Origin of the sequence: Streptomyces sp. NPDC056580, from assembly GCF_042793175.1 — a bacterium.
In the GTDB taxonomy this organism is placed as follows: Bacteria; Actinomycetota; Actinomycetes; order Streptomycetales; family Streptomycetaceae; genus Streptomyces.
This window is the reverse complement of the sequence record NZ_JBHTVE010000001.1, coordinates 219,847-238,153: the sequence shown is the minus strand read 5'-3', so window position 1 is coordinate 238,153 and position 18,307 is coordinate 219,847. Positions and strand designations below refer to the sequence as shown.

Sequence of the window (18,307 nt, the reverse complement as noted above, 5' to 3'; positions counted from 1 at the left end):
CGCCGCCCCGGGGGGACGGCCGGGAGCCGGCCGTGACGGCCGCGACGCGTCAGGCGTTCGGGTCGAAGGGGATGCCGGAGGGCTTCGCCGAAGCCAGGTGGGAGGTGAAACTCGCGTCCTTCAGGCCGAAGTTGGCGCTGCCGAAGTCATAGGCGCTGAGCTTCTCGCGCAGTCCCGCCGGATAGCCGTCCCAGCCGACCAGCGGTGGGTACTGCCAGGTGTGCTTGTGGTTCTCGGGCGGCTCGTCGTTGGAGTTGGCCAGCCGGAAGCAGTGCGTGCCGATGCCGTCCTTGTGGTAGACGACCTTGGGGTGGCCGCCGTCGAAGCGGACCTCGGAGACCGGGTGCACGGTGAACGAGCCGTGGTTGGACGTCGACACGTACCGCACCTGCCCGTCCTGCACCCACACCACCACGTGCTCCCAGTCGTGCCGGTGCCCGCCGATGCTGGTGCCGGCCAGCGCCTGGTCCTTCTCGAAGTACAGGCCGTAGAGGTAGCCGCACCAGCCGTTGTTGCACTTGAAGCGCGAGTAGCTGTTGGTGTTGTCCAGGTCGGAGGCGTCGTGGCAGTTGCCGTTGAGCGCGCCCGTCGGCTTGAGACCGCCGTTGACCGTGCCGTCCGGCCCGATGGCGGGCGTCGGGTAGCAGCCGTCGGTGTCGTAGTCGAAGGCCGGCTGGTACGCCAGTTCGGCGGCCTCGGCGTTGCGGGGCAGCGCCGCGGGCGGCGCGGCGAAGGCGGCGGAGGGGAAGGCCACGACGAGCGCCGCTGCGCCGGCCAGCGTGCCGAGCCAGCGCCGGGTACGGATGCGCGACAAGGGCATAGGGGACCTCCAACTGCGGTGGGGGGCAGGGGAGTTCAGCATCCCGGCCGCACGCGGCGCTGCCAAGGGGGCACAGGCGTCACAGAGGTGAAGGGCCGTGGAACAGGGGCGTCTAGCCGAAGTCCTCCGGCAGGTCCGCCGACGACTGCTCGGCGGTCAGGTCGGGGCGCAGCCGCTGCCACGAGGGCTGGCGCAGCATCCCGGCCCGGGTGCGGGTGCTGTAGCTGACCTCGCCGACCAGCCGGGGCAGCACCCAGTGGGCGCCCGCGACACGCGGTACGGGGTAGAAGGGGCACCGGGCGCTCGCCACGGCCCGCAGGCGCCCGGCCAGCTCCGCCCGCTCCGCCTCGCTCCAGCCGGTGCCCACCCCGCCGACGTAGCGCAGCCGGCCGCCGGCGCGCTGGCCGACGAGCACGGCGCCGGGCAGCCCGGTCAGCCGTCCCCTGCCGGGCAGCCAGCCGCCGATGATCACGTCCTCGCTGCGCATGTTCCGGATCTTGATCCAGGAGCGGGAGCGCACCCCCGGCTCGTACACCGAGTCGAGCCGCTTGCACACCAGGCCCTCGAGGCCGTGCTCCCGGGTCGCCCGCAGGGCCTGGGCGCCGTGCCCGGTCACCGCGGCCGGCGTCGACCAGTGGGCACCGGTCAGGCCCAGCTCCACCAGCCGCGCCCGCCGCCGGGTGTAGGGCAGCCGGAGCAGGGGCCGTTCGAGGTGCGGGACGTCGAACAGCACCAGGTGGACCGGCACCTGGGCGGCGCGCCGGGCCGCCCGGGCGGGGGAGTGCGCGAGGCCCATCCGGCTCTGCAGCAACTGGAAGTCGGAGCGGCCCAGTTCGTCCAGGGCCAGCACCTCGCCGTCCAGCACCGCGGGCGTGCCGCCCAGGGCGGCGCCGAGCGGCCTGAGTTCGGGGTAGGCGCCGGTGATGTCCTCGCCGGAGCGGGCGCGCAGCACGATGCTGCCGTCGCCGGGCAGGTAGACCATCACCCGCTGGCCGTCCTGCTTGGTCTCGTACGCCCACCGCTCGTCCTGGGCCGCGGGCGGCAGCGGGCCGGGGACGGCGAGCATGGGCGCGACGAGCGGCAGGGTCACGGCGTTCACGGCTGAAGGTGTCGACCGCCGCGGCCGCCCTCACGCGCCTTCCGGCCCCGGTTCCCCTGAACGGGTAGCGGGGCCGGCGGGTGCCGTCCTCAGCAGACCGGCTCGGCCGACGGCGCCCCGGTGGCCGCCGGGGCCGCCACCGGGTCCGCCGGGCGGTGGCGGGGCAGGAAGGCGGCGAGCAGGAAGGCCAGGACGGCGGAGCCCGCGCCGAGCGCCAGGACGACCTTGGAGCCGTTCCCGCACGGCAGCGCGCGGCCGCCGAGGCTGGTCGTCATCTGGGCGAGGGCCACACCGGCACCCGCGCCGGCCACCGAGGCGCCGGTGGACCGCATCAGCGTGTCGGGACTTCGTGCGGCGCGCGGGCGACGCGATCGCCCCGCTCGCCCGAAGCGGCCCCGACGGTGACTACTGTCGAGTAATATCCGGCGGCAGGTCACCAGAGGAGGAACCGTGCCCCGGTCCGAACGCTCGCCCCTGCTGCTCGCCGGCCTGCTGGCCGCCGCGGGGGTCGCCCACTTCGCCGCGCCCCGCCAGTTCGACCACCTCGTCCCCCGGGCGCTGCCCGGCTCGCCCCGGGCCTGGACGTACGGCAGCGGGGCCGTGGAGCTGGCCCTGGCGGTCGGTGTCGCCACGCGCCGGACGCGCCCCCTGGCCGCCAGGGCCGCCGCCGCCTTCTTCGTCGGGGTGTTCCCCGCCAACGTGAAGATGGCCGTCGACTGGCGGCACCGGCCCGCGCCGCAGCGCAACGCGGCCCTGGCCCGGCTGCCGCTGCAGGTGCCCCTGGTGCTGTGGGCCCGTGGCGTGGCCCGGAACGGGGAGGGACGGGCGTGACCGGACGTGTCGAGGTGGGCGACAAGGTCGAGGACTTCGCGCTGCCGGACGAGACCGGCGCTCTGCGCAGCCTCGGCGAACTGCTGGCGGAGGGCCCGGTCGTGCTGTTCTTCTACCCCGCGGCCCTGACGCCCGGCTGCACCGTCGAGGCCTGCCACTTCCGCGATCTCGCCGCCGAGTTCGCGGCCGTCGGCGCCCGCCCGGTCGGAATCAGCGGCGACAGCGTCGAACGCCAGCAGGAGTTCGCCGGCCGGCACACCCTCGGCATGCCGCTGCTGTCGGACGCCGACGGCGCGGTGCGCGAGAGGTTCGGGGTGCGCCGGGGCTTCGCCCTCGCGCCGACCAAGCGGGTCACCTTCGTGATCGGCACGGACCGCACGGTCCTGGAGGTGGTGCGCAGCGAACTGCGCATGAACACCCACGCCGACCGGGCCCTGGCGGTGCTGCGGACCACCGGGGGCTGAGCCGGGCCGCTGCCGCGCTTGATGGACCGGAGCATTCGGATCATCCTGGGGCATATGGAGCGAGTCGCGGCCGCTGTGGTCATCGACGCCCAGGGCAGGGTGACCGGGTGGAGCCAGGGCGCGCGGCTGCTCACGGGCCGTGCGGCGGACGAGGTCGTCGGCCGGCCGGTGGCCGAGCTGCTCGCCGGGGAACCGCCCGGCGGCGTCCTCGCCGCCGGGGCCGGCACCGTCACCCTGCGCCACCGCGAGGGTCACCCGGTCGAGGTGGCCGTGACCGTCTGCCGGATCCTGGGTCCCGACGGCGCGCCGGCCGGGCACGTGATCACCGCGGGTCGGTCCCCGGAGGGCCCGGTGCTGGTCGGCGAAGCCTTCCGGCAGGCCTCCGTGGCGATGTCCGTCCTCGACCTCGAACAGCGCTACCTGTACGTCAACGCCAACGCCTGCCGGCTGATGGGGACCCCCGAGGAGTCTCTGGTCGGCCGCTTCTACGGGGACACGGCGGAGGACGGCGAGCACGCCCGGGGCTTCCTGCGCCACCTGCGCGAGGTGGCCGAGACCGGCCGGCCGGTCCGGTACGAAAGCTTCACCGCCGCCTCCGCCGTGCCCGGCGCGCACGCCCTGAGCATCGAGATGTGGCCCTTGCGCGACGTGTCGGGCACGCCGACCGCGGTGGCCCTGGCCGCCTTCGACAGCAGCGAGCAGTACTGGGCCCGGCGCCGCCTCGCCCTGCTCAACGAGGCCGCCACCCGCATCGGCACCACGCTGGACGTGGTCCGCACCGCCGAGGAACTGATCGAGCTCCTGGTCCCGCAGTACGCCGACTTCGCCACCGTCGACCTGCTGGACTGGGTCCTCGGCGCGGACGAGCCGCCGGCGGCCCCCGCGAGCGCCACCGAACTGCGGCGCGTCGCCCACCGCTCGGTCGTCGAGGGCAACCGGGACGCGGCGCTGAAGCCGGGAGAGTCGGAGGAGTACCGGCCGTCGACCCCGCCGGCCGTCGCCCTCCGCGAGGGCCGGGCGGTACTGGCCCAGGCCGGCGAGGCGGCGTTCGACCAGTGGCTCGCGGACCGCGACGCGCGCTCCCCGGAGGGCCGTCGCCACCGCGAGGGCGTGCACTCGATGATCGCGGTGCCGCTGCGCGCCCGGGGCATCACCCTCGGCGCCGCGGTCTGCGTGCGCAAGTACCACCCGGACGCCTACGGCCCCGACGACGCCGTCTTCGCCGAGGAGCTCGCCAGCCGGGCAGCCGTCTGCGTCGACAACGCCCGCCGCTTCGCCCGCGAGCGCGACACCGCCCACGCCCTCCAGCACAGCCTGCTGCCGAGCGGGCTGCCGGGGCAGGCCGCGGTCGAGGTGGCCCACCGGTATCTGCCGTGCGGATCGCTGGCCGGCATCGGCGGCGACTGGTTCGACGTGATCCCGCTCTCCGGCAGCCGGGTGGGGCTGGTCGTCGGCGACGTCGTCGGCCACGGCATCCAGTCCTCCGCGACCATGGGCCGGCTGCGCACGGCGGTGCGGACCCTGGCCGACGTCGACCTGCCCCCGGACGAGCTGCTCACCCATCTGGACGACCTGGTCAGCCATCTGGCCACCGGCGGCACCGGCGAGGAGGCCGCCGAGCTCGGCGCCACCTGCCTCTACGCCGTCTACGACCCCGTCTCCCGCCGGCTCAGCCTGGCCGCGGCCGGCCACCCGGCCCCGGCCGTCATCCTGCCGGGCGGCGCCGCCGAGTTCGTGCCCATGAGCGCCGGACCGCCCCTCGGGGTCGGCGGGCTGCCCTTCGAGGCGACGGAACTGGAACTCCCCGAGGGATCGGTCGTCGCCCTCTACACCGACGGGCTGGTCGAGGACCGCGACCGGGACGTGGACCGCGCCACCGAGGAACTGCGCCGCGCCCTCGGCGCACCGGCAGGCTCCCTAGAGGCCCTCGGCGACGACGTCCTCAAGGCGGTGATGCCCGAGCAGCCCACCGACGACGTCGCCCTGCTCCTGGTCCGCACCCGCGCCCTGGGCGCCGACCGGGTGGCCACCTGGGACGTCCCGTCCGACCCGGCAGCGGTGGCCGCCTTCCGGCAGGCGGCCACCGAACGGCTGACGGCCTGGGGCCTGGAGGAGATCGCGTTCGTCACCGAGCTCGTCGTCAGCGAGCTGGTCACCAACGCCATCCGCTACGGCGATCCGCCGGTCCTGCTCCGGCTGATCCGGGACGGCGCGCTCATCTGCGAGGTGTCCGACGCCAGTTCCACCTCGCCGCACCTGCGCCGGGCGCACGCCTACGACGAGGGCGGCCGCGGACTGCTGCTGGTCGCCCAGCTCACCCAGCGCTGGGGCAGCAGGCAGACGGGCAGCGGCAAGACCATCTGGGCGCAGCAGCCGCTGCCCGCCGGCTGATCACCCGAAGGAGCAGCCCGGGTTCGGCGCGTCCTCGGAGAACGGGGCGTCGTGCGGCAGCACGTAGAGCACCTCGAGGACGACCGGGGTGGTGCCGAGGTTGCGGCCTATGTGGACGTGGCCCGGACCGGCCGGCTCCTGGATCGCCGAGCCCTTGCGGTACACGCCGTCAGAGGCGCAGCCGGAGTCGAAGTGGCTGAGGGTGCCCTGCTTCACCACGCCGTACAGCGGACCGTCGTGGTAGTGCCAGCCGGTGCCCTGGCCGGGCGGGACGGTGATCTCGCGCAGGGTGTAGTCGGTGCCGCCGACCGTCGTCCGGGCGAGCGTCCGGGCCGTCACCCCGGGGCCCGGCGGGGTGGCCCCCGCGGTGCCGCAGGTGAGGAACGCGGCGGCGGTCACCACGCCGACGAGGGCGGTGCGAAGTACATTGCGCATGCGGGAGCCTCCAGGGTCGCGAGCGGTTGCCGACCGCGAACCTAGAGGCACCAGCCGGGTGTTGGGGGCGGAACCAGGTGATCCGGTCAATCGGTCACGTCCCGCCGGCGTCGGCTGCGACCTGGGCCAGGGTGCGTCCGGTGCGCACCGAGCGGGCCCGCCGCGGGTCGGGGGTGCCGTGCCCGTCCGGCCGCGCGGGGCCCTTGCGCACCAGCAGCCAGGACTCCTCCTCGTCCGGGCCGCCGCGGAACCGGGTGAGGGCCCACTCGCCGCGCAGCTTGGCCCCGTTCAGCCGGAACGTGGCATGCCCGCGCTCCAGCGACTCGGCGAAGTCCAGCGGACGCTCCCGGCGGTCGTGGCTGAGCGGCTCGTACGTGCCGTGCTGCCACACGATCACCGTGCCCCCGCCGTACTCGCCCTTCGGGATCACGCCCTCGAAGTCCTCGTACTCCAGCGGATGGTCCTCGGTGGGCACGGCCAGCCGTCTGTCCCCGGGGTCAGTCGACGGCCCCTTGGGAACCGACCACGACTTCAGCACGTCCCCCACCTGGAGCCGGAAGTCGAAGTGCATGCGGCGCGCGTCGTGGATCTGCACCACGAAACGCGGCCGCTCGCCCGCGTCGCCCATCCGGGTCAGGGTCGGACCGTCCGCGGGGGTTACCGTGCCGCCGAGCCGTGCGGTCATGTCGTGCCTCTCGTACCGTTCGACGAGCCGCCCGTCCGGCGGCTCCCCTCCACCCTGCGTCCGGCGCGCCCGGCACCCGCAGGTCGGCGACCTGGACCTGCACTCGGAGAAGCTGACGGCGGACGGCACCGGCGGACTCACCCTGGTGGTCTTCCACGCCGAGCCCGGCAGCCGCAGCGCCGAGCTGCTGGACATCCTCGGCAGCCTGGCCGCGCCCCGCTCGGACGCGGCGCGGGCACCCGCCGAGGAGCCGTAGCCCGGGGAGGGACGAACGGCCGTTCGCGGGGGAGCCCGGTGGACCGGCCCGGCCGAACCGGCGGCGCGGGCCGCTCGCGGCGGACGGGGCCCGGGTGTCACGATCGGTCGTGGAGCCGGTTCGGACGACCAACGGAGCGCGCATGACGACACACAGGCCCACGGCGGAGCACACCGGGCAGGAGGAGCGCACCGGGGACGTGCGGGTGCGCCCGGTCGCCGGGCACATCGGCGCGGAGATCACCGGCGTCGATCTCGCCGGTCCGCTGGACGACGCGGCGGTCGCCTCGATCCGGGCGGCGGTGCTGCGCTGGAAGGTGGTGTTCTTCCGGGGGCAGGAACTGGACCACGCCGCACACGTGGCCTTCGCCCGCCGGTTCGGCGAGCCGGTCGTCCTCGGCCGGCGGGGCAGCGCCTCCCCGGCGGGCTTCCCCGAGGTGGAGACCACCGCCGACCGGCTGGAGCTGGGCGGGCGCTTCGGCATGGAGCACGAGGAGTGGCTGCGGCGGCGCCGGCACAGCCTGCTGCGCGGCTGGCACTGCGACCACGGCGCCCGTGTCGACCCGCCGGCCGCGACCGTCCTGCGCGCCGAGACCGTGCCGCCGTACGGCGGCGACACCACCTGGGCCAATCTGGCCGCCGCCTACGCCGGGCTCTCGGCACCGGTACGCGCCTTCGTGGACGGGCTGCGCGCCGAGCACCGGCTCGGCGTCGGCTACCAGCCGCGGCCCGGCGACGACGCCTACCTGCGCCACCTGCTGGACCATCAGGTCGCCTCCGTCCACCCGCTGGTGCGGGTGCACCCGGAGACGGGGGAGCGGGTGCTGTACGTCAACGGCTACTACCTGGAGCAGATCGCCGGGGTGTCCCGGCCGGAGAGCGCGGCCCTGCTGGAGATGCTGCTCGAGCAGGCGGCGCGCCCCGAGTACACGGTCCGCTTCCGCTGGGAGCCCGGGAGCGTCGCCTTCTGGGACAACCGGGCCACCATGCACCTGGCGCCGAGCGACAGCGCCCATCTCGGCTTCCCCCGGATCATGCACCGGGTGATGCTCGCGGGCGACGTCCCGGTGGGCGTGGACGGCAGGCCCTCGGAGCCGGTCACCGGTACGGAGGCGGGCCGCTGGTGAGCCGGGGGCCGGCCGTCCGGCGGGCGCCGGCCGCCGTCGCTCACGTCAGCGGGATCGTGACCTCGTCCTCGACCGGCGGATCCAGTTCCTGGGCGCGGTTGCCGGTGGCGGCGAAGCAGCGCAGCCGCACCGCCTCCGGGGTGACGTCCAGGCGCAGGAAGGACTTGAAGAACGGCGGGTCGTAGGTGACCGAACCCGGCGAGAAGAGCTGGGTGTAGAGCTTGCGCACGGGCAGCCGGAACCGGGCGGTGCGGTCGGGGCGGCGCCCCGCGCCCAGCAGACTCGCGACCAGCCGCATCCGCCGGGTGAGCCGGGTGTCCGGGCCGGGCGCCCGGGTGGGCTCGATGCCGAGCCGCTCGGCCACGACCGCGGTCGCCTGGTCCTCGGTGAGGGTGAAGAAGCGGCGCAGCCGCAGCCGCCGGGCGTACACCCCGCTGTAGAAGGCGAGCGAGTCACCGCGCAGGGGATAGCAGCGGAACTCCCGCTCGGTGACGTTCGCCACGGACACCCGGGGGATGGTGTGCGTGGCGTGCATGAACGCGCCACCGCCGCCCGAGACCACGTACTGGACGGTGCGGCCGTCCACGTCGACCGGATAGCGCTGGTAGTTGTGGATGTCACCGCCGATCGCGGCCACGTAGTGGTGCTCCGGGTCGCGCACGACGTCGTCGACCGTGCCGCCGCCCTCGATGGCGCACGGGTGGTGCTCGCCGTCCACGTACAGCGGGGAGCCGGTGATCAGGATCTTGCGCTGCGGCCCCCGGGACACCTCCCGCAGCCACGCGCCCTGCTCGGCGTCGATCGTGCCCAGCAGCCCGGTGTCGATGCCGACGATCCGCACCGGCCCGGCGTCGATCGCCCAGTACGGCCCCGGCTGCACGGCCCGCTGTCCCGGCGCCGACCGCAGCGCCCTCGCCTCGGCCAGACGCCGGCCGTCCCCCGGGCGGGCCCGGTGCCAGAGCAGGGTGCGCCACCAGGCACGGGTGAGCGGGCGGGGCCGGGGTGCGGGCGGCAGCGGGGGAGCGTCGGCGCAGAAGACCCGCATGAACGCGCCGAGGTCCTCGTACCAGTCGTGGTTGCCCGGTACCGCGTAGACGGGTGCGGGATAGTCCTTGTACGGCCGGAAGAACTTGGCGCCGTAGTCGTCGGCGCTGCCGACGGGGTAGATGACGTCGCTCGCGATCACCGCGAACTCCGTGTCCCGGCCGGCTTCGAGCAGACCGGGGACGGTGGCGTACTGGGAGGCGCCGCCCTCGCCGGTGTCCCCGACGACCATGAAGGAGAAGTGGTCCGGCACGTCCCGCCGCACCACCTTGTCCGCGGGCGCCCCGGCCGCCTCCTGCTCGGCCACCAGGCGGCTGCGGGTGCGGCCGGTCGGGTCGCCGAACCACGACGCGAGCACCCCGTTGCGGGCGGCCCACAGGACCCTCGGGTCGAGCCAGGACAGCTTCTGCACACGGCCGGGCATCAGCCGCCGGTAGACGCCGGGTTCGGACGGGCCCCAGCCGGCGCCCCGGGCGGTATCGCGTGAGGATTCAGACACGCGGTGCACCGTAACAACGGCCCCGTGCATGGCCGGAGGGTGGGCCCCGGCGTCAAGTGCTGGTAAAATCACAGCACTTCGTCGTCCGGTGCCGCCGCGGCCGCGTCGACCGTGCCCTGCGCCGAACCATGCGCCGGCCCGGCGCGGCAGGAGCATCCGTCCCGCCCTGCCGTCGCAGGGGTCAGGGTAGGGAAAACCCTCGAATTGCCTCTGCCGCTGCTGACATGCGCGAGTCAAGGCTGTCATTCTCCCCCAGCACGCAGTCGGATCCGCGTGAACGCTCCATGCTCCCCACACAGTTGAGCTCGTCCCGGACAGCACACCCGTCTGCCCGGGTCTTCACCGGCCGCTACCCGGCGGCCGCAGCAGGAGGAAATCGAGTGAGTCGTCTTCCCCACAGACGGGCCTTGGCCGGAGCCGCACTGGTCTCCACCGCGGCCTTCCTCGCCGTCGGCATCCAGTCGGTGCCGGCCGCCGCCAAGCCCTCCGCGCCCCACGCCGGCCACCTGCGCACCGGCGGTCTGGAGGCGAAGCTCTCCCCGGCCCAGCACGCGGCGCTGATCAGGAGCGCCCAGCAGAAGACCGCCTCGACCGCCCGCTCCCTCGGCCTCGGCGCCAAGGAGAAGCTGGTCGTCAAGGACGTCGTCAAGGACAACGACGGCACCGTCCACACCCGTTACGAGCGGACCTACGCCGGGCTGCCCGTCCTCGGCGGCGACCTCGTGGTGCACACCCCGCCGGCCTCCGTGGCCAAGGGCACGGTGAGCACCACCTTCAACAACAAGCGCACGGTCAAGGTCGCCTCCACCACCGCGACCTTCGCCAAGTCCGCCGCCGAGACCAAGGCCCTCAAGGCCGCGAAGGCCCTCGACGCCAAGCAGCCCGCCACCGACAGCGCCCGCAAGGTGATCTGGGCCGGCGACGGCACCCCGAAGCTCGCCTGGGAGACGGTGGTCAGCGGCCTCCAGGACGACGGCACGCCCAGCCGGCTGCACGTCATCACGGACGCCGCCACCGGCAAGGAGCTGAACCGCTACCAGGCCATCGAGACCGGTACCGGCAACACCCAGTACAGCGGCTCGGTCAGCCTCAGCACCACGCTGTCCGGCTCGACGTACCAGCTCTACGACACCACGCGCGGTGGCCACAAGACCTACTCCCTCAACGGCGGGACGTCCGGCACCGGCACCCTGATGACGGACTCGGACGACGTCTGGGGCACCGGCTCGGGCTCCAACACCCAGACCGCCGGCGCCGACGCCGCCTACGGCGCCCAGGAGACCTGGGACTTCTACAAGAACACCTTCGGCCGCAGCGGCATCCGCAACGACGGTGTCGCCGCCTACAGCCGGGTCCACTACAGCAGCGGCTACGTCAACGCCTTCTGGGACGACAGCTGCTTCTGCATGACCTACGGCGACGGCACGTCCAACACCCACGCGCTGACGTCGCTGGACGTGGCCGGCCACGAGATGAGCCACGGTGTCACCTCCAACACCGCGGGCCTCAACTACAGCGGCGAGTCCGGCGGCCTGAACGAGGCGACCTCCGACATCTTCGGCACGGGCGTGGAGTTCTACGCGAACAACTCCACCGACGTCGGCGACTACCTCATCGGCGAGAAGATCAACATCAACGGCGACGGCACCCCGCTGCGCTACATGGACAAGCCCAGCAAGGACGGCGGCTCCGCCGACAGCTGGTACTCCGGCGTCGGCAACCTGGACGTGCACTACTCCTCGGGCCCCGCGAACCACATGTTCTACCTGCTGTCCGAGGGCAGCGGCAGCAAGGTCATCAACGGCGTCACCTACAACAGCCCGACCTCGGACGGCGTCGCCGTCGCCGGCATCGGCCGCGCCAAGGCGCTGCAGATCTGGTACAAGGCGCTGACCACGTACATGACGTCGAGCACCAACTACGCCGGCGCCCGCACCGCCGCCCTGAACGCGGCCGCCTCGCTGTACGGCACCAACTCCGCCGAGTACGCCGGGGTGGGCAACGCCTTCGCCGGCATCAACGTCGGCAGCCACATCAACCCGCCGAGCAGCGGTGTGACGGTCACCAACCCGGGCAGCCAGAGCGCCACCGTCGGCACCGCGGTCAGCCTGCAGATCCAGGCGAGCAGCACCAACAGCGGCGCCCTCACCTACAGCGCCACCGGTCTGCCGGCCGGCCTGTCGATCAACAGCTCGACCGGTCTGATCTCCGGCACGCCCACCACCGCCGGCACCTCCAGCACCACGGTGACGGTGAAGGACTCCACCGGCGCGACCGGCACGGCGACCTTCGGCTGGACGGTCAGCACCACCGGCGGCGGCTGCTCCTCGTCCCAGCTGCTGGCCAACCCGGGCTTCGAGTCGGGCAGCACCGGCTGGACGGCGACGAGCGGCGCCATCACCAACGACACCGGTGAGGCGGCGCACGGCGGCTCGTACAAGGCCTGGCTCGACGGCTACGGCACCTCGCACACCGACACCGTGTCCCAGTCGGTGACGATCCCCGCGGGCTGCAAGGCGACTCTGACCTTCTACCTGCACATCGACACCGCGGAGAGCGGCACCACCGCGTACGACAAGCTGACGGTGACCGCCGGTTCGAAGACCCTGGCCACCTACTCGAACGCCAACGCTGCCTCCGGGTACAGCCAGAAGTCCTTCGACCTGTCCTCGCTGGCCGGCCAGACGGTCACGCTGAAGTTCAACGGCGTCGAGGACTCCTCCCTGCAGACCAGCTTCGTCGTGGACGACACCGCCCTGACGACCGGCTGATCACAAGCACGCAGCGGTCCCGCACCCCGGAGCAGCTCCGGGGTGCGGGACCGTCCCGCGTCAGCTCAGCGGATCCAGCGTCAGGTACGCCTGCTGCGGACTCCCGTCGTGCACCAGGGACTCCTGGTTGCCGACGTCGTCGAAGGCGAACGCGTACGCCTTGCCGTCGGCCATCTGGGCGTGGACGGCGCGCGCGTACTGGTTGGTCACGCCGTCCTGGTAGAAGTTCGCCGCCGAGGTGTCCGGCTGGCTGGGGTTGCTCAGCAGCGTGGAGCGGTTGAAACCGGCGCACAGCGTGCGGGAGATGGGGCCGCGCACCTGGTCGTTGGGCGCGTCCAGCAGCTTGTGGCAGCCGAAGATGCTGGAGGCGTCCGGCTTCTGGAAGCTGGTGACCACAGCGCCGGAGGAGTTGGTGAAGTTCATGACGTTGCCCGACACCCGGCCGAAGTACTTGGTGTTCGGCTGGTCGGTGAAGGGCGTGACGGTCAGCGTCGACGCCGAGTACTTCTGCCACACCCGGTTGACGTAGTCGTCCATCACGTTCGCCGGCAGGGCCCCGGTCTCCACCCCGTACAGCGGGGAGAGCGCGCGCAGCACGGTGCCGTCGGAGCGGGTCTGCACCAGGCCGGACCAGCCGCCCGACTGGCCGCGCAGCGCGTTGAACACCGCGTTGTAGCCGCCGGCCTTCAGGTGGCCGGTGGTGCTCACGCTGCCGTCCGCGCGCTGCACGCCGACCGCGTACGGCGCCGAGAACATGTCCACCTGGGTGCTGTTGAGCCACAGGCCGGAGTCGTTCAGCGTGTACTCCGACCAGTTGAACAGGATGTCGCGGTTCGGGTCGGAGGGGTTCTGCACGGCCGGCTGCACCAGGCCGCCGGTGGTCAGCCGGAAGTCGAGCTTCTGGCCGTAGGAGAAGTAGATCCGCCCGGAGAACTTGGGTATCCGGATGGTCTTCGACTGTCCCGCCGCCGGGCCGGTGATCGCCGCGTCCGGCGCCGGGGTCGGCGGGTTGCCGCCGGCGGGCCAGGCGTGGAACGCGCCGCTCTCGTCGGCCCAGCCCTGCCGTCCCGAGGAGAGCTGGGTGCCGAGGTCGTACACGTACACGGGTCCGGAACGGCCCGAGTTGTTCGTGATCTTCAGGGGGATGGTGTCCGCGACGGCGGCGCCGGCGGGGTCCGGCGTGCCCAGCACGAGCACACCGCCCATCAGGGCCGCCGCGGCCGCCAGGGGCAGCACGGGACGCGTGTAACCGGGGAGCAACTCTCCACCTCCGTGTGGGGTCGGGGTGGCACGGGCTTGGTCCGTACCTGTTCTGAGAGCGCTCTCAGAGTTGCGGTCGATCGCGTGCATGTCAATGAGTTGAACAGGATCCGCCGGGGCGTCCGCGCCGGGGCGGACGCCGCCGGGAGCCTCAGAAGGCGCGCTTCAGCAGGGCGAGCAGGGCGGCCCAGTGCCGCTCGTCGGCCTCCCGGTCGTAGGCGGTGGTGTCCGCCTGCGTGTAGCCGTGGCCGGCGCCCGGGTAGACCTCGGAGGTGTGCCGTACGCCGGCGGCGGTGAGCGCGTCCGTCAGGCGCCGGATCTGCTCCTCGGGCATGGACCGGTCCTGGTCGGCGTGGCCGAAGTACAGCTCGGCCGTGATGTGTCCGGCGCCGAGGTGCGGACTGTCGGGGGCGTCGGTGGCGAGCCGCCCGCCGTGGAAGCCGGCCGCCGCCGCGACCCGGTCGGGGTGGGTGGCCGCGGTCCGCAGGGCCAGCCGCGCGCCCATGCAGTAGCCCGTCAGTGCCACCGGGCCGTCGGCGACCAGCGGACTGGCGGCGAGCCAGTCCAGGTAGGCGTCCGCGTCCCGCCGGGTACGGTCCGGGGTGAGGGAGGCCATCACCGGGCCGATGCGCTCCCAGATGGTCGGATCGGCCGCGGTGTCGATGAACTCCGGGACCTCTCCGATCGGGGTGCGGCCGTGCCGGTAGAAGACGTTGGGCACCAGCACCGTGTAGCCCGCGGCCGCGAGCCGGTCGGCCATCGAGCGCAGCCAGGGGCGCAGCCCGTACGCGTCCTGGTAGAGGAGGACCCCGGGCCGCGGCCGGCCGTCGGCGGGATGGGCGAGATAGGCGTCCGCGACGCCGTCGGCGGTGGGGATGTCGACGTCGGTTCCCTGTACGTCGGTCATGGTGTGGAGCCTCCCGGTGGATCGGCCGGGGGACACCGGTGCCCGCCGGCCACGCGTGCGCGCCTCATGCTGCCACGCATGATCCACCCGGCCGCGCCGGCCCTGCCGTCACTCGAAGCGTGAGGTGTCCCCCGCGCCCCGCCGGACGATCTCGGCCTCACCGCCGGAGAAGTCCACCACCGTGGTCGGCTCGGTGCCGCACTCCCCGGAGTCGACCACCGCGTCCACCACGTGGTCGAGCCGGTCCTTGATCTCCCAGCCCTGGGTCAGCGGCTCCTCCTCGTCCGGCAGCAGCAGGGTGCTGGACAGCAGCGGCTCGCCCAGCTCGGCCAGCAGGGCCTGGGTGACCACGTGGTCGGGGATGCGCACGCCCACCGTCTTCTTCTTCGGGTGCAGCAGCTTGCGCGGCACCTCGCGGGTGGCCGGGAGGATGAAGGTGTAACTGCCTGGGGTCGACGCCTTGATCGCCCGGAACACGTCGTTGTCGACGCGCACGAACTGGCCGAGCTGCGCGAAGTCCCTGCACATCAGCGTGAAGTGGTGCCGGTCGTCCAGGTGGCGGATCGAACGGATCCGCTCCATGCCGTCCCGGCTGCCGATCTGGCAGCCCAGCGCGTAGCAGGAGTCGGTCGGGTATGCGATGAGCGCCCCCGAGCGCACCGCGCCGACGATCTGGCCGATGCTGCGCGGCTGCGGGTTCTCGGGGTGCACGTCGAAGTACTTCGCCATCCGCCGAGCTTAATGCCCCTGCCCGGATGCCGCGGACGCGGCCGGGCCGCACCCGCCGCGGCACCTCCGTGCTGGTCTCCGCCACCAGCGCCCGGGTGGGCGCCACGCTCCGCGCCGAGCCGGCCGGCGCCGGTGTTCCGCAGGCCCTCGCCGGGAAGCAGGCCGGGGCCGAGGACGCCGTGGCGATGGGCGTCGCCCCGTCTCCGGCGGCATGCCGGAGACGCTGCGGGCGGCCGTGGTGACGGGCAGCGAGCGGGCGTTCACGAACGGGCTGCACACGTCCGCCGCGGTCACCGGTGTGCTCTGCCTGCTGGGCGCCCTCCTCGCGGCGGCCGGGATGCGTCCGTCACGGGCCGCCGGCGGCGCCGGCCGGACCCCGGCCGGCGACTGACCGGCCCGCGCCTGAAGTCCGCAGAAATCGCCGGGTGTAGGACCCGAATCAGGGGGCATGCGAGGGAAGAGCCGCCCGGGGCCTCCCCCCGCCACCGGGCTGCGGCGCCTCCGCCGGCGGTCCATCCCCCCCGGACCGCCGGCGGAGCCATGTCCACGGCACCGCCGGCGGCGCGAAACGGCCAATCGGGTAACGTCCACGTCCCCCGAGGTCAACGCGAGAACGAGGAGGGGCGCGACGTGGCCGGCCGAGCCGACGAGGGCCCCCGCGCCGAGGAGCCGTACACCGCCGACTGGGCGGAGCAGCTCCTCGACCACCTGCGCCCCGCCGCCCGTGACCCGCACCGGGTCGCCGGCTGGCTCGGGCGGGTCCTGCGGGCGGAGGTGTGCCTCCAGGACGCCGACGGCGGGCTCCTCGCGGGCGAGCCGCTGCCCCTGGACGGCGCCGTGCTCGCCGACATGGGCGGCGGCCGGATCTCCGCGGCCGCCCTGGACGACGGTGAGCACCACGTGCGCATGGTCGCGGTACGCCACCGCGAACAGGGGCCGGCCGCCGTACTGGCCGTGTCCCGCCCGGACCCCTTCGACCGGCGCGCGGCCGAGCTCGTGACCCGCGCCGCCGGCGTGCTCGAACTCCTGCTGCGGCACCGGGAGCTGACCCGTGCCGGACGCCGGCTGCGCCGGGCCACGGCGGATCTGCGGCTCGCCATCCTGCAGTTGCTGATGGTCGAGGACATCGTCTCCGCCCGCAGGGTCGCCGCGGGTCTGTGGCCGGGCCTGCTGGAGGCGGACACCGCCCGGGTGTACGTGGTCGAGGTCGCCCCCGCCGAACGGGACGCGCTCGCGGACGCCTGCGCCGAGGCCACCCGCGGCCGGGCGCTCGTCGTGCGCTGCCCCGCGGTGGACGGTCATGTCATCGTCGTCAGTCCCGAACCCGCGGCGGGGCAGCGGCTGCGGTCCCTGCTCGACGGCCGGCCCGGCACCTTCCTCGGCGGCAGCCTGCGCCAGGGCCTCGCCCGTACCGCCACCGCCTACGGCCAGGCCGTCAGCGCCCTCGCGGTCGCCCGCTTCCGCCCCGACCAGACGGCCGTCTACGCCGAACGCACCCACCCCGAGCGGCTCATGGACCCGGACGCGCTGCGCGCGTGGTCCGCCGCGGTGCTGCGCCCCCTCGACACGCTGCCCCACCACACCCGCGCCGAACTCCTCGCCACCACGCGGCTCGGTCTGGAGTTCACCGCGGTGAGCGCGGCCAAGGTGCTCGGCGTCAGCCGCAACACCGTCCGCGCCCGCATGGACCGGGTGGAGACGCTGACCGGCACGGACTTCGCCGGCCTCACCACCCGGGCCGCCGTCCGGCTCGCGCTCGACTCGGAGGCGGCACGCGGGCCGTACGACCCCGGCGGCACCGAGCCGGACCCGCCGGGCGGCGTCCGGTTCGGCGACCTGCTCACTCCGCCGGCGCTGCGCGGCTGGGCAGCGGACCTCCTGGGCCGCCTGGACGGCGACGGCCGGGATCTGCGCCGCACCCTGCGCGCCTGGCTCGCCGCCGACGCCAACGCCGAACGCGCGGCACGGGAACTCGGGGTCCACGCGCAGACCGTGCGCGAACACGTCCGGGCCGCCGAACCCGTGCTGGAACGCCAGTTGCTGGCCGGCGGCGGCGACCTGTACGAGGTCGTCCTCGCCCACCTGGCCACCGGCGCCCTCACCGTTCCCGGTCTCGGCGGGGCGAACCGGGGTCAACCGGACTCGGCTGTGCACGAGTGAGTCCCCGGCGCCGCGGGACGCGCACGGACGCGGTACCCGTCGCCGGTTCCCGCGCGTAACGTCGGAGGTCCGCGGGGCACGACCGGCACGGGGGACCGGTCGGTGCCCCGCTCCCGTTCCCGCGGGCGGTCCGCTACCGCCCGCACATCGGGGCCGTGACCGCCAGCGTGCCGTTGGCCTGCCGCAGCGCCGCCTCCAGGGTGCCGGGCGGGTGCAGCGCGCCGGTGCCGTCGGGCGGAACCAGCCACTCCAGGGAACGGGCGGGCCGGTACGGCGGTGGTACGGCGACCCAGGACCCCTTGCTCGCGTACCGCAGCCCGGCGCCGACCCAGCCGCCGGCCGGATCGGGCGGCAGGAAGAACCCGATCCGTCCGGCGGCGGTGTCCACCAGGGTCGGGCCGGGCACGGGCAGCGAGGGCCGCCACAGCAGGTCGAGGGCGAGCAGGCCGAGCCGGTCGGGCACGCTCAGCACGTCCCAGAAGCGGCCCGCCTCCAGGACCGAGATGCCGTCGCCGTGGTCCCACTGCCACTTGCAGGCGCGCGGATCGGCCGCCGCCGCGGCGAGCCATTCCACGCCCCGCATCCACATCGCGTTCCTCATGCACTGCTCCGGGTGCTCCGCGCTCGACCGCCCCCGGCGCGGGAAACGGTCATGACCGGGCACTCGGTGCGTCCGCACGTCAACCCGGCATATGCATGTTGGTAGATATTTCTATCTGGCGGAAGGGGTGGCGCGGCCTGGCGTTTGACGCTGTGTGCTCGCCATCCCCCTGCCGCATCATCGGCCGACAGCTGAATCGATTGCCGGGACGATCGATTCGAGCGTCCCA

The 18,307-nt window shown here is 73.9% G+C and carries 18 protein-coding genes; 8 read left to right on the top strand and 10 right to left on the bottom strand.

The genetic code is table 11. The features are described from left to right. Positions 1–49: 49 nt before the first annotated feature. The 3 genes from ACFQ9Z_RS01145 to ACFQ9Z_RS01135 form a co-directional block, all read right to left on the bottom strand. Positions 50–820, bottom strand: coding sequence for an NPP1 family protein (locus ACFQ9Z_RS01145; RefSeq protein ID WP_383009298.1), 771 nt, complete (start codon positions 818–820; stop codon positions 50–52). Between the two features lie 112 nt (positions 821–932). Next, the gene (locus ACFQ9Z_RS01140) at positions 933–1,886 is read right to left on the bottom strand and encodes an ATP-dependent DNA ligase (protein ID WP_383010283.1); all 954 of its coding nucleotides are present in this window, start codon (positions 1,884–1,886) and stop codon (positions 933–935) included. Positions 1,887–2,008: 122 nt separating this feature from the next. After that, positions 2,009–2,251: a hypothetical protein gene (locus ACFQ9Z_RS01135; protein WP_383009296.1), complete on the bottom strand. Its 243-nt coding sequence runs from the start codon at positions 2,249–2,251 to the stop codon at positions 2,009–2,011. Between the two features lie 118 nt (positions 2,252–2,369). Here ACFQ9Z_RS01135 and ACFQ9Z_RS01130 point away from each other — a divergent pair, with 118 nt between their 5' ends. From ACFQ9Z_RS01130 to ACFQ9Z_RS01120, 3 genes are read left to right on the top strand one after another with little or no spacing between them, the layout of a single operon-like run. After that, the gene (locus ACFQ9Z_RS01130) at positions 2,370–2,750 is read left to right on the top strand and encodes a hypothetical protein (protein ID WP_383009294.1); all 381 of its coding nucleotides are present in this window, start codon (positions 2,370–2,372) and stop codon (positions 2,748–2,750) included. Then, positions 2,747–3,214, top strand: coding sequence for a peroxiredoxin (locus ACFQ9Z_RS01125; RefSeq protein WP_383009292.1), 468 nt, complete (start codon positions 2,747–2,749; stop codon positions 3,212–3,214). Before ACFQ9Z_RS01130 ends, ACFQ9Z_RS01125 begins: the two co-directional genes overlap by 4 nt. A 54-nt stretch (positions 3,215–3,268) precedes the next feature. After that, complete coding sequence (locus tag ACFQ9Z_RS01120) at positions 3,269–5,605, top strand: SpoIIE family protein phosphatase (RefSeq protein ID WP_383009290.1); 2,337 nt, start codon at positions 3,269–3,271, stop codon at positions 5,603–5,605. Here the strand turns inward: ACFQ9Z_RS01120 and ACFQ9Z_RS01115 are convergent, their stop codons facing one another. Together ACFQ9Z_RS01115 and ACFQ9Z_RS01110 are read right to left on the bottom strand one after the other, a co-directional pair. Next, the gene (locus ACFQ9Z_RS01115) at positions 5,606–6,040 is read right to left on the bottom strand and encodes a cupin domain-containing protein (protein WP_383009288.1); all 435 of its coding nucleotides are present in this window, start codon (positions 6,038–6,040) and stop codon (positions 5,606–5,608) included. Positions 6,041–6,134: 94 nt separating this feature from the next. Then, positions 6,135–6,668, bottom strand: coding sequence for a DNA polymerase ligase N-terminal domain-containing protein (locus tag ACFQ9Z_RS01110; RefSeq protein ID WP_383010281.1), 534 nt, complete (start codon positions 6,666–6,668; stop codon positions 6,135–6,137). A gap of 55 nt (positions 6,669–6,723) precedes the next feature. Between ACFQ9Z_RS01110 and ACFQ9Z_RS01105 the strand changes: the two genes are divergently transcribed. Both ACFQ9Z_RS01105 and ACFQ9Z_RS01100 read left to right on the top strand, forming a co-directional pair. After that, a complete protein-coding gene (locus tag ACFQ9Z_RS01105; protein WP_383009286.1) occupies positions 6,724–6,981 on the top strand; it encodes a hypothetical protein in 258 nt (85 codons plus the stop codon). A 142-nt stretch (positions 6,982–7,123) separates the two neighbouring features. Next, positions 7,124–8,107, top strand: a complete 984-nt coding sequence (locus ACFQ9Z_RS01100; protein WP_383009285.1) for a TauD/TfdA dioxygenase family protein — start codon at positions 7,124–7,126, stop codon at positions 8,105–8,107. Positions 8,108–8,147: 40 nt separating this feature from the next. Here the strand turns inward: ACFQ9Z_RS01100 and ACFQ9Z_RS01095 are convergent, their stop codons facing one another. Further along, the gene (locus tag ACFQ9Z_RS01095) at positions 8,148–9,650 is read right to left on the bottom strand and encodes a metallophosphoesterase family protein (protein ID WP_383009283.1); all 1,503 of its coding nucleotides are present in this window, start codon (positions 9,648–9,650) and stop codon (positions 8,148–8,150) included. 380 nt (positions 9,651–10,030) lie between these two features. Between ACFQ9Z_RS01095 and ACFQ9Z_RS01090 the strand changes: the two genes are divergently transcribed. Further along, complete coding sequence (locus ACFQ9Z_RS01090) at positions 10,031–12,421, top strand: M4 family metallopeptidase (protein WP_383009281.1); 2,391 nt, start codon at positions 10,031–10,033, stop codon at positions 12,419–12,421. A gap of 60 nt (positions 12,422–12,481) precedes the next feature. Here ACFQ9Z_RS01090 and ACFQ9Z_RS01085 read toward each other — a convergent pair whose 3' ends face one another. The 3 genes from ACFQ9Z_RS01085 to ACFQ9Z_RS01075 form a co-directional block, all read right to left on the bottom strand. Continuing rightward, complete coding sequence (locus ACFQ9Z_RS01085; protein WP_383010279.1) at positions 12,482–13,627, bottom strand: glycoside hydrolase family 64 protein; 1,146 nt, start codon at positions 13,625–13,627, stop codon at positions 12,482–12,484. A 205-nt stretch (positions 13,628–13,832) separates the two neighbouring features. Beyond that, the gene (locus tag ACFQ9Z_RS01080) at positions 13,833–14,588 is read right to left on the bottom strand and encodes a dienelactone hydrolase family protein (RefSeq protein ID WP_383009279.1); all 756 of its coding nucleotides are present in this window, start codon (positions 14,586–14,588) and stop codon (positions 13,833–13,835) included. A 108-nt stretch (positions 14,589–14,696) separates the two neighbouring features. After that, entirely contained in the window at positions 14,697–15,317 is a 621-nt protein-coding gene (locus tag ACFQ9Z_RS01075) for an L-threonylcarbamoyladenylate synthase (protein ID WP_383009277.1), read from the bottom strand. A 211-nt stretch (positions 15,318–15,528) separates the two neighbouring features. On the opposite strand from ACFQ9Z_RS01075, the gene ACFQ9Z_RS01070 reads away from it, so the two are divergent. Then, positions 15,529–15,708, top strand: coding sequence for a hypothetical protein (locus ACFQ9Z_RS01070; protein ID WP_383009275.1), 180 nt, complete (start codon positions 15,529–15,531; stop codon positions 15,706–15,708). Positions 15,709–15,947: 239 nt separating this feature from the next. Next, positions 15,948–17,477 (top strand): helix-turn-helix domain-containing protein, encoded by a 1,530-nt coding sequence (locus tag ACFQ9Z_RS01065; RefSeq protein WP_383009273.1) that lies wholly within the window; start codon positions 15,948–15,950, stop codon positions 17,475–17,477. A 133-nt stretch (positions 17,478–17,610) separates the two neighbouring features. On the opposite strand, the gene ACFQ9Z_RS01060 is transcribed toward ACFQ9Z_RS01065, so the two are convergent. After that, positions 17,611–18,078: a hypothetical protein gene (locus tag ACFQ9Z_RS01060; protein WP_383009271.1), complete on the bottom strand. Its 468-nt coding sequence runs from the start codon at positions 18,076–18,078 to the stop codon at positions 17,611–17,613. Positions 18,079–18,307: the final 229 nt, after the last annotated feature.

What these genes read in the sequence shown, in the direction of transcription:
- ACFQ9Z_RS01075 (WP_383009277.1), bottom strand. Translation starts at nt 15,317, where the DNA reads ATGGCGAAGTACTTCGACGTGCACCCCGAGAACCCGCAGCCGCGCAGC.
- ACFQ9Z_RS01120 (WP_383009290.1), top strand. Translation starts at nt 3,269, where the DNA reads ATGGAGCGAGTCGCGGCCGCTGTGGTCATCGACGCCCAGGGCAGGGTG.
- ACFQ9Z_RS01135 (WP_383009296.1), bottom strand. Translation starts at nt 2,251, where the DNA reads ATGCGGTCCACCGGCGCCTCGGTGGCCGGCGCGGGTGCCGGTGTGGCC.
- ACFQ9Z_RS01145 (WP_383009298.1), bottom strand. Translation starts at nt 820, where the DNA reads ATGCCCTTGTCGCGCATCCGTACCCGGCGCTGGCTCGGCACGCTGGCC.
- ACFQ9Z_RS01140 (WP_383010283.1), bottom strand. Translation starts at nt 1,886, where the DNA reads ATGCTCGCCGTCCCCGGCCCGCTGCCGCCCGCGGCCCAGGACGAGCGG.
- ACFQ9Z_RS01100 (WP_383009285.1), top strand. Translation starts at nt 7,124, where the DNA reads ATGACGACACACAGGCCCACGGCGGAGCACACCGGGCAGGAGGAGCGC.
- ACFQ9Z_RS01085 (WP_383010279.1), bottom strand. Translation starts at nt 13,627, where the DNA reads ATGGGCGGTGTGCTCGTGCTGGGCACGCCGGACCCCGCCGGCGCCGCC.
- ACFQ9Z_RS01115 (WP_383009288.1), bottom strand. Translation starts at nt 6,040, where the DNA reads ATGCGCAATGTACTTCGCACCGCCCTCGTCGGCGTGGTGACCGCCGCC.
- ACFQ9Z_RS01110 (WP_383010281.1), bottom strand. Translation starts at nt 6,668, where the DNA reads ATGGGCGACGCGGGCGAGCGGCCGCGTTTCGTGGTGCAGATCCACGAC.
- ACFQ9Z_RS01070 (WP_383009275.1), top strand. Translation starts at nt 15,529, where the DNA reads ATGCCGGAGACGCTGCGGGCGGCCGTGGTGACGGGCAGCGAGCGGGCG.
- ACFQ9Z_RS01105 (WP_383009286.1), top strand. Translation starts at nt 6,724, where the DNA reads ATGTCGTGCCTCTCGTACCGTTCGACGAGCCGCCCGTCCGGCGGCTCC.
- ACFQ9Z_RS01080 (WP_383009279.1), bottom strand. Translation starts at nt 14,588, where the DNA reads ATGACCGACGTACAGGGAACCGACGTCGACATCCCCACCGCCGACGGC.
- ACFQ9Z_RS01060 (WP_383009271.1), bottom strand. Translation starts at nt 18,078, where the DNA reads ATGAGGAACGCGATGTGGATGCGGGGCGTGGAATGGCTCGCCGCGGCG.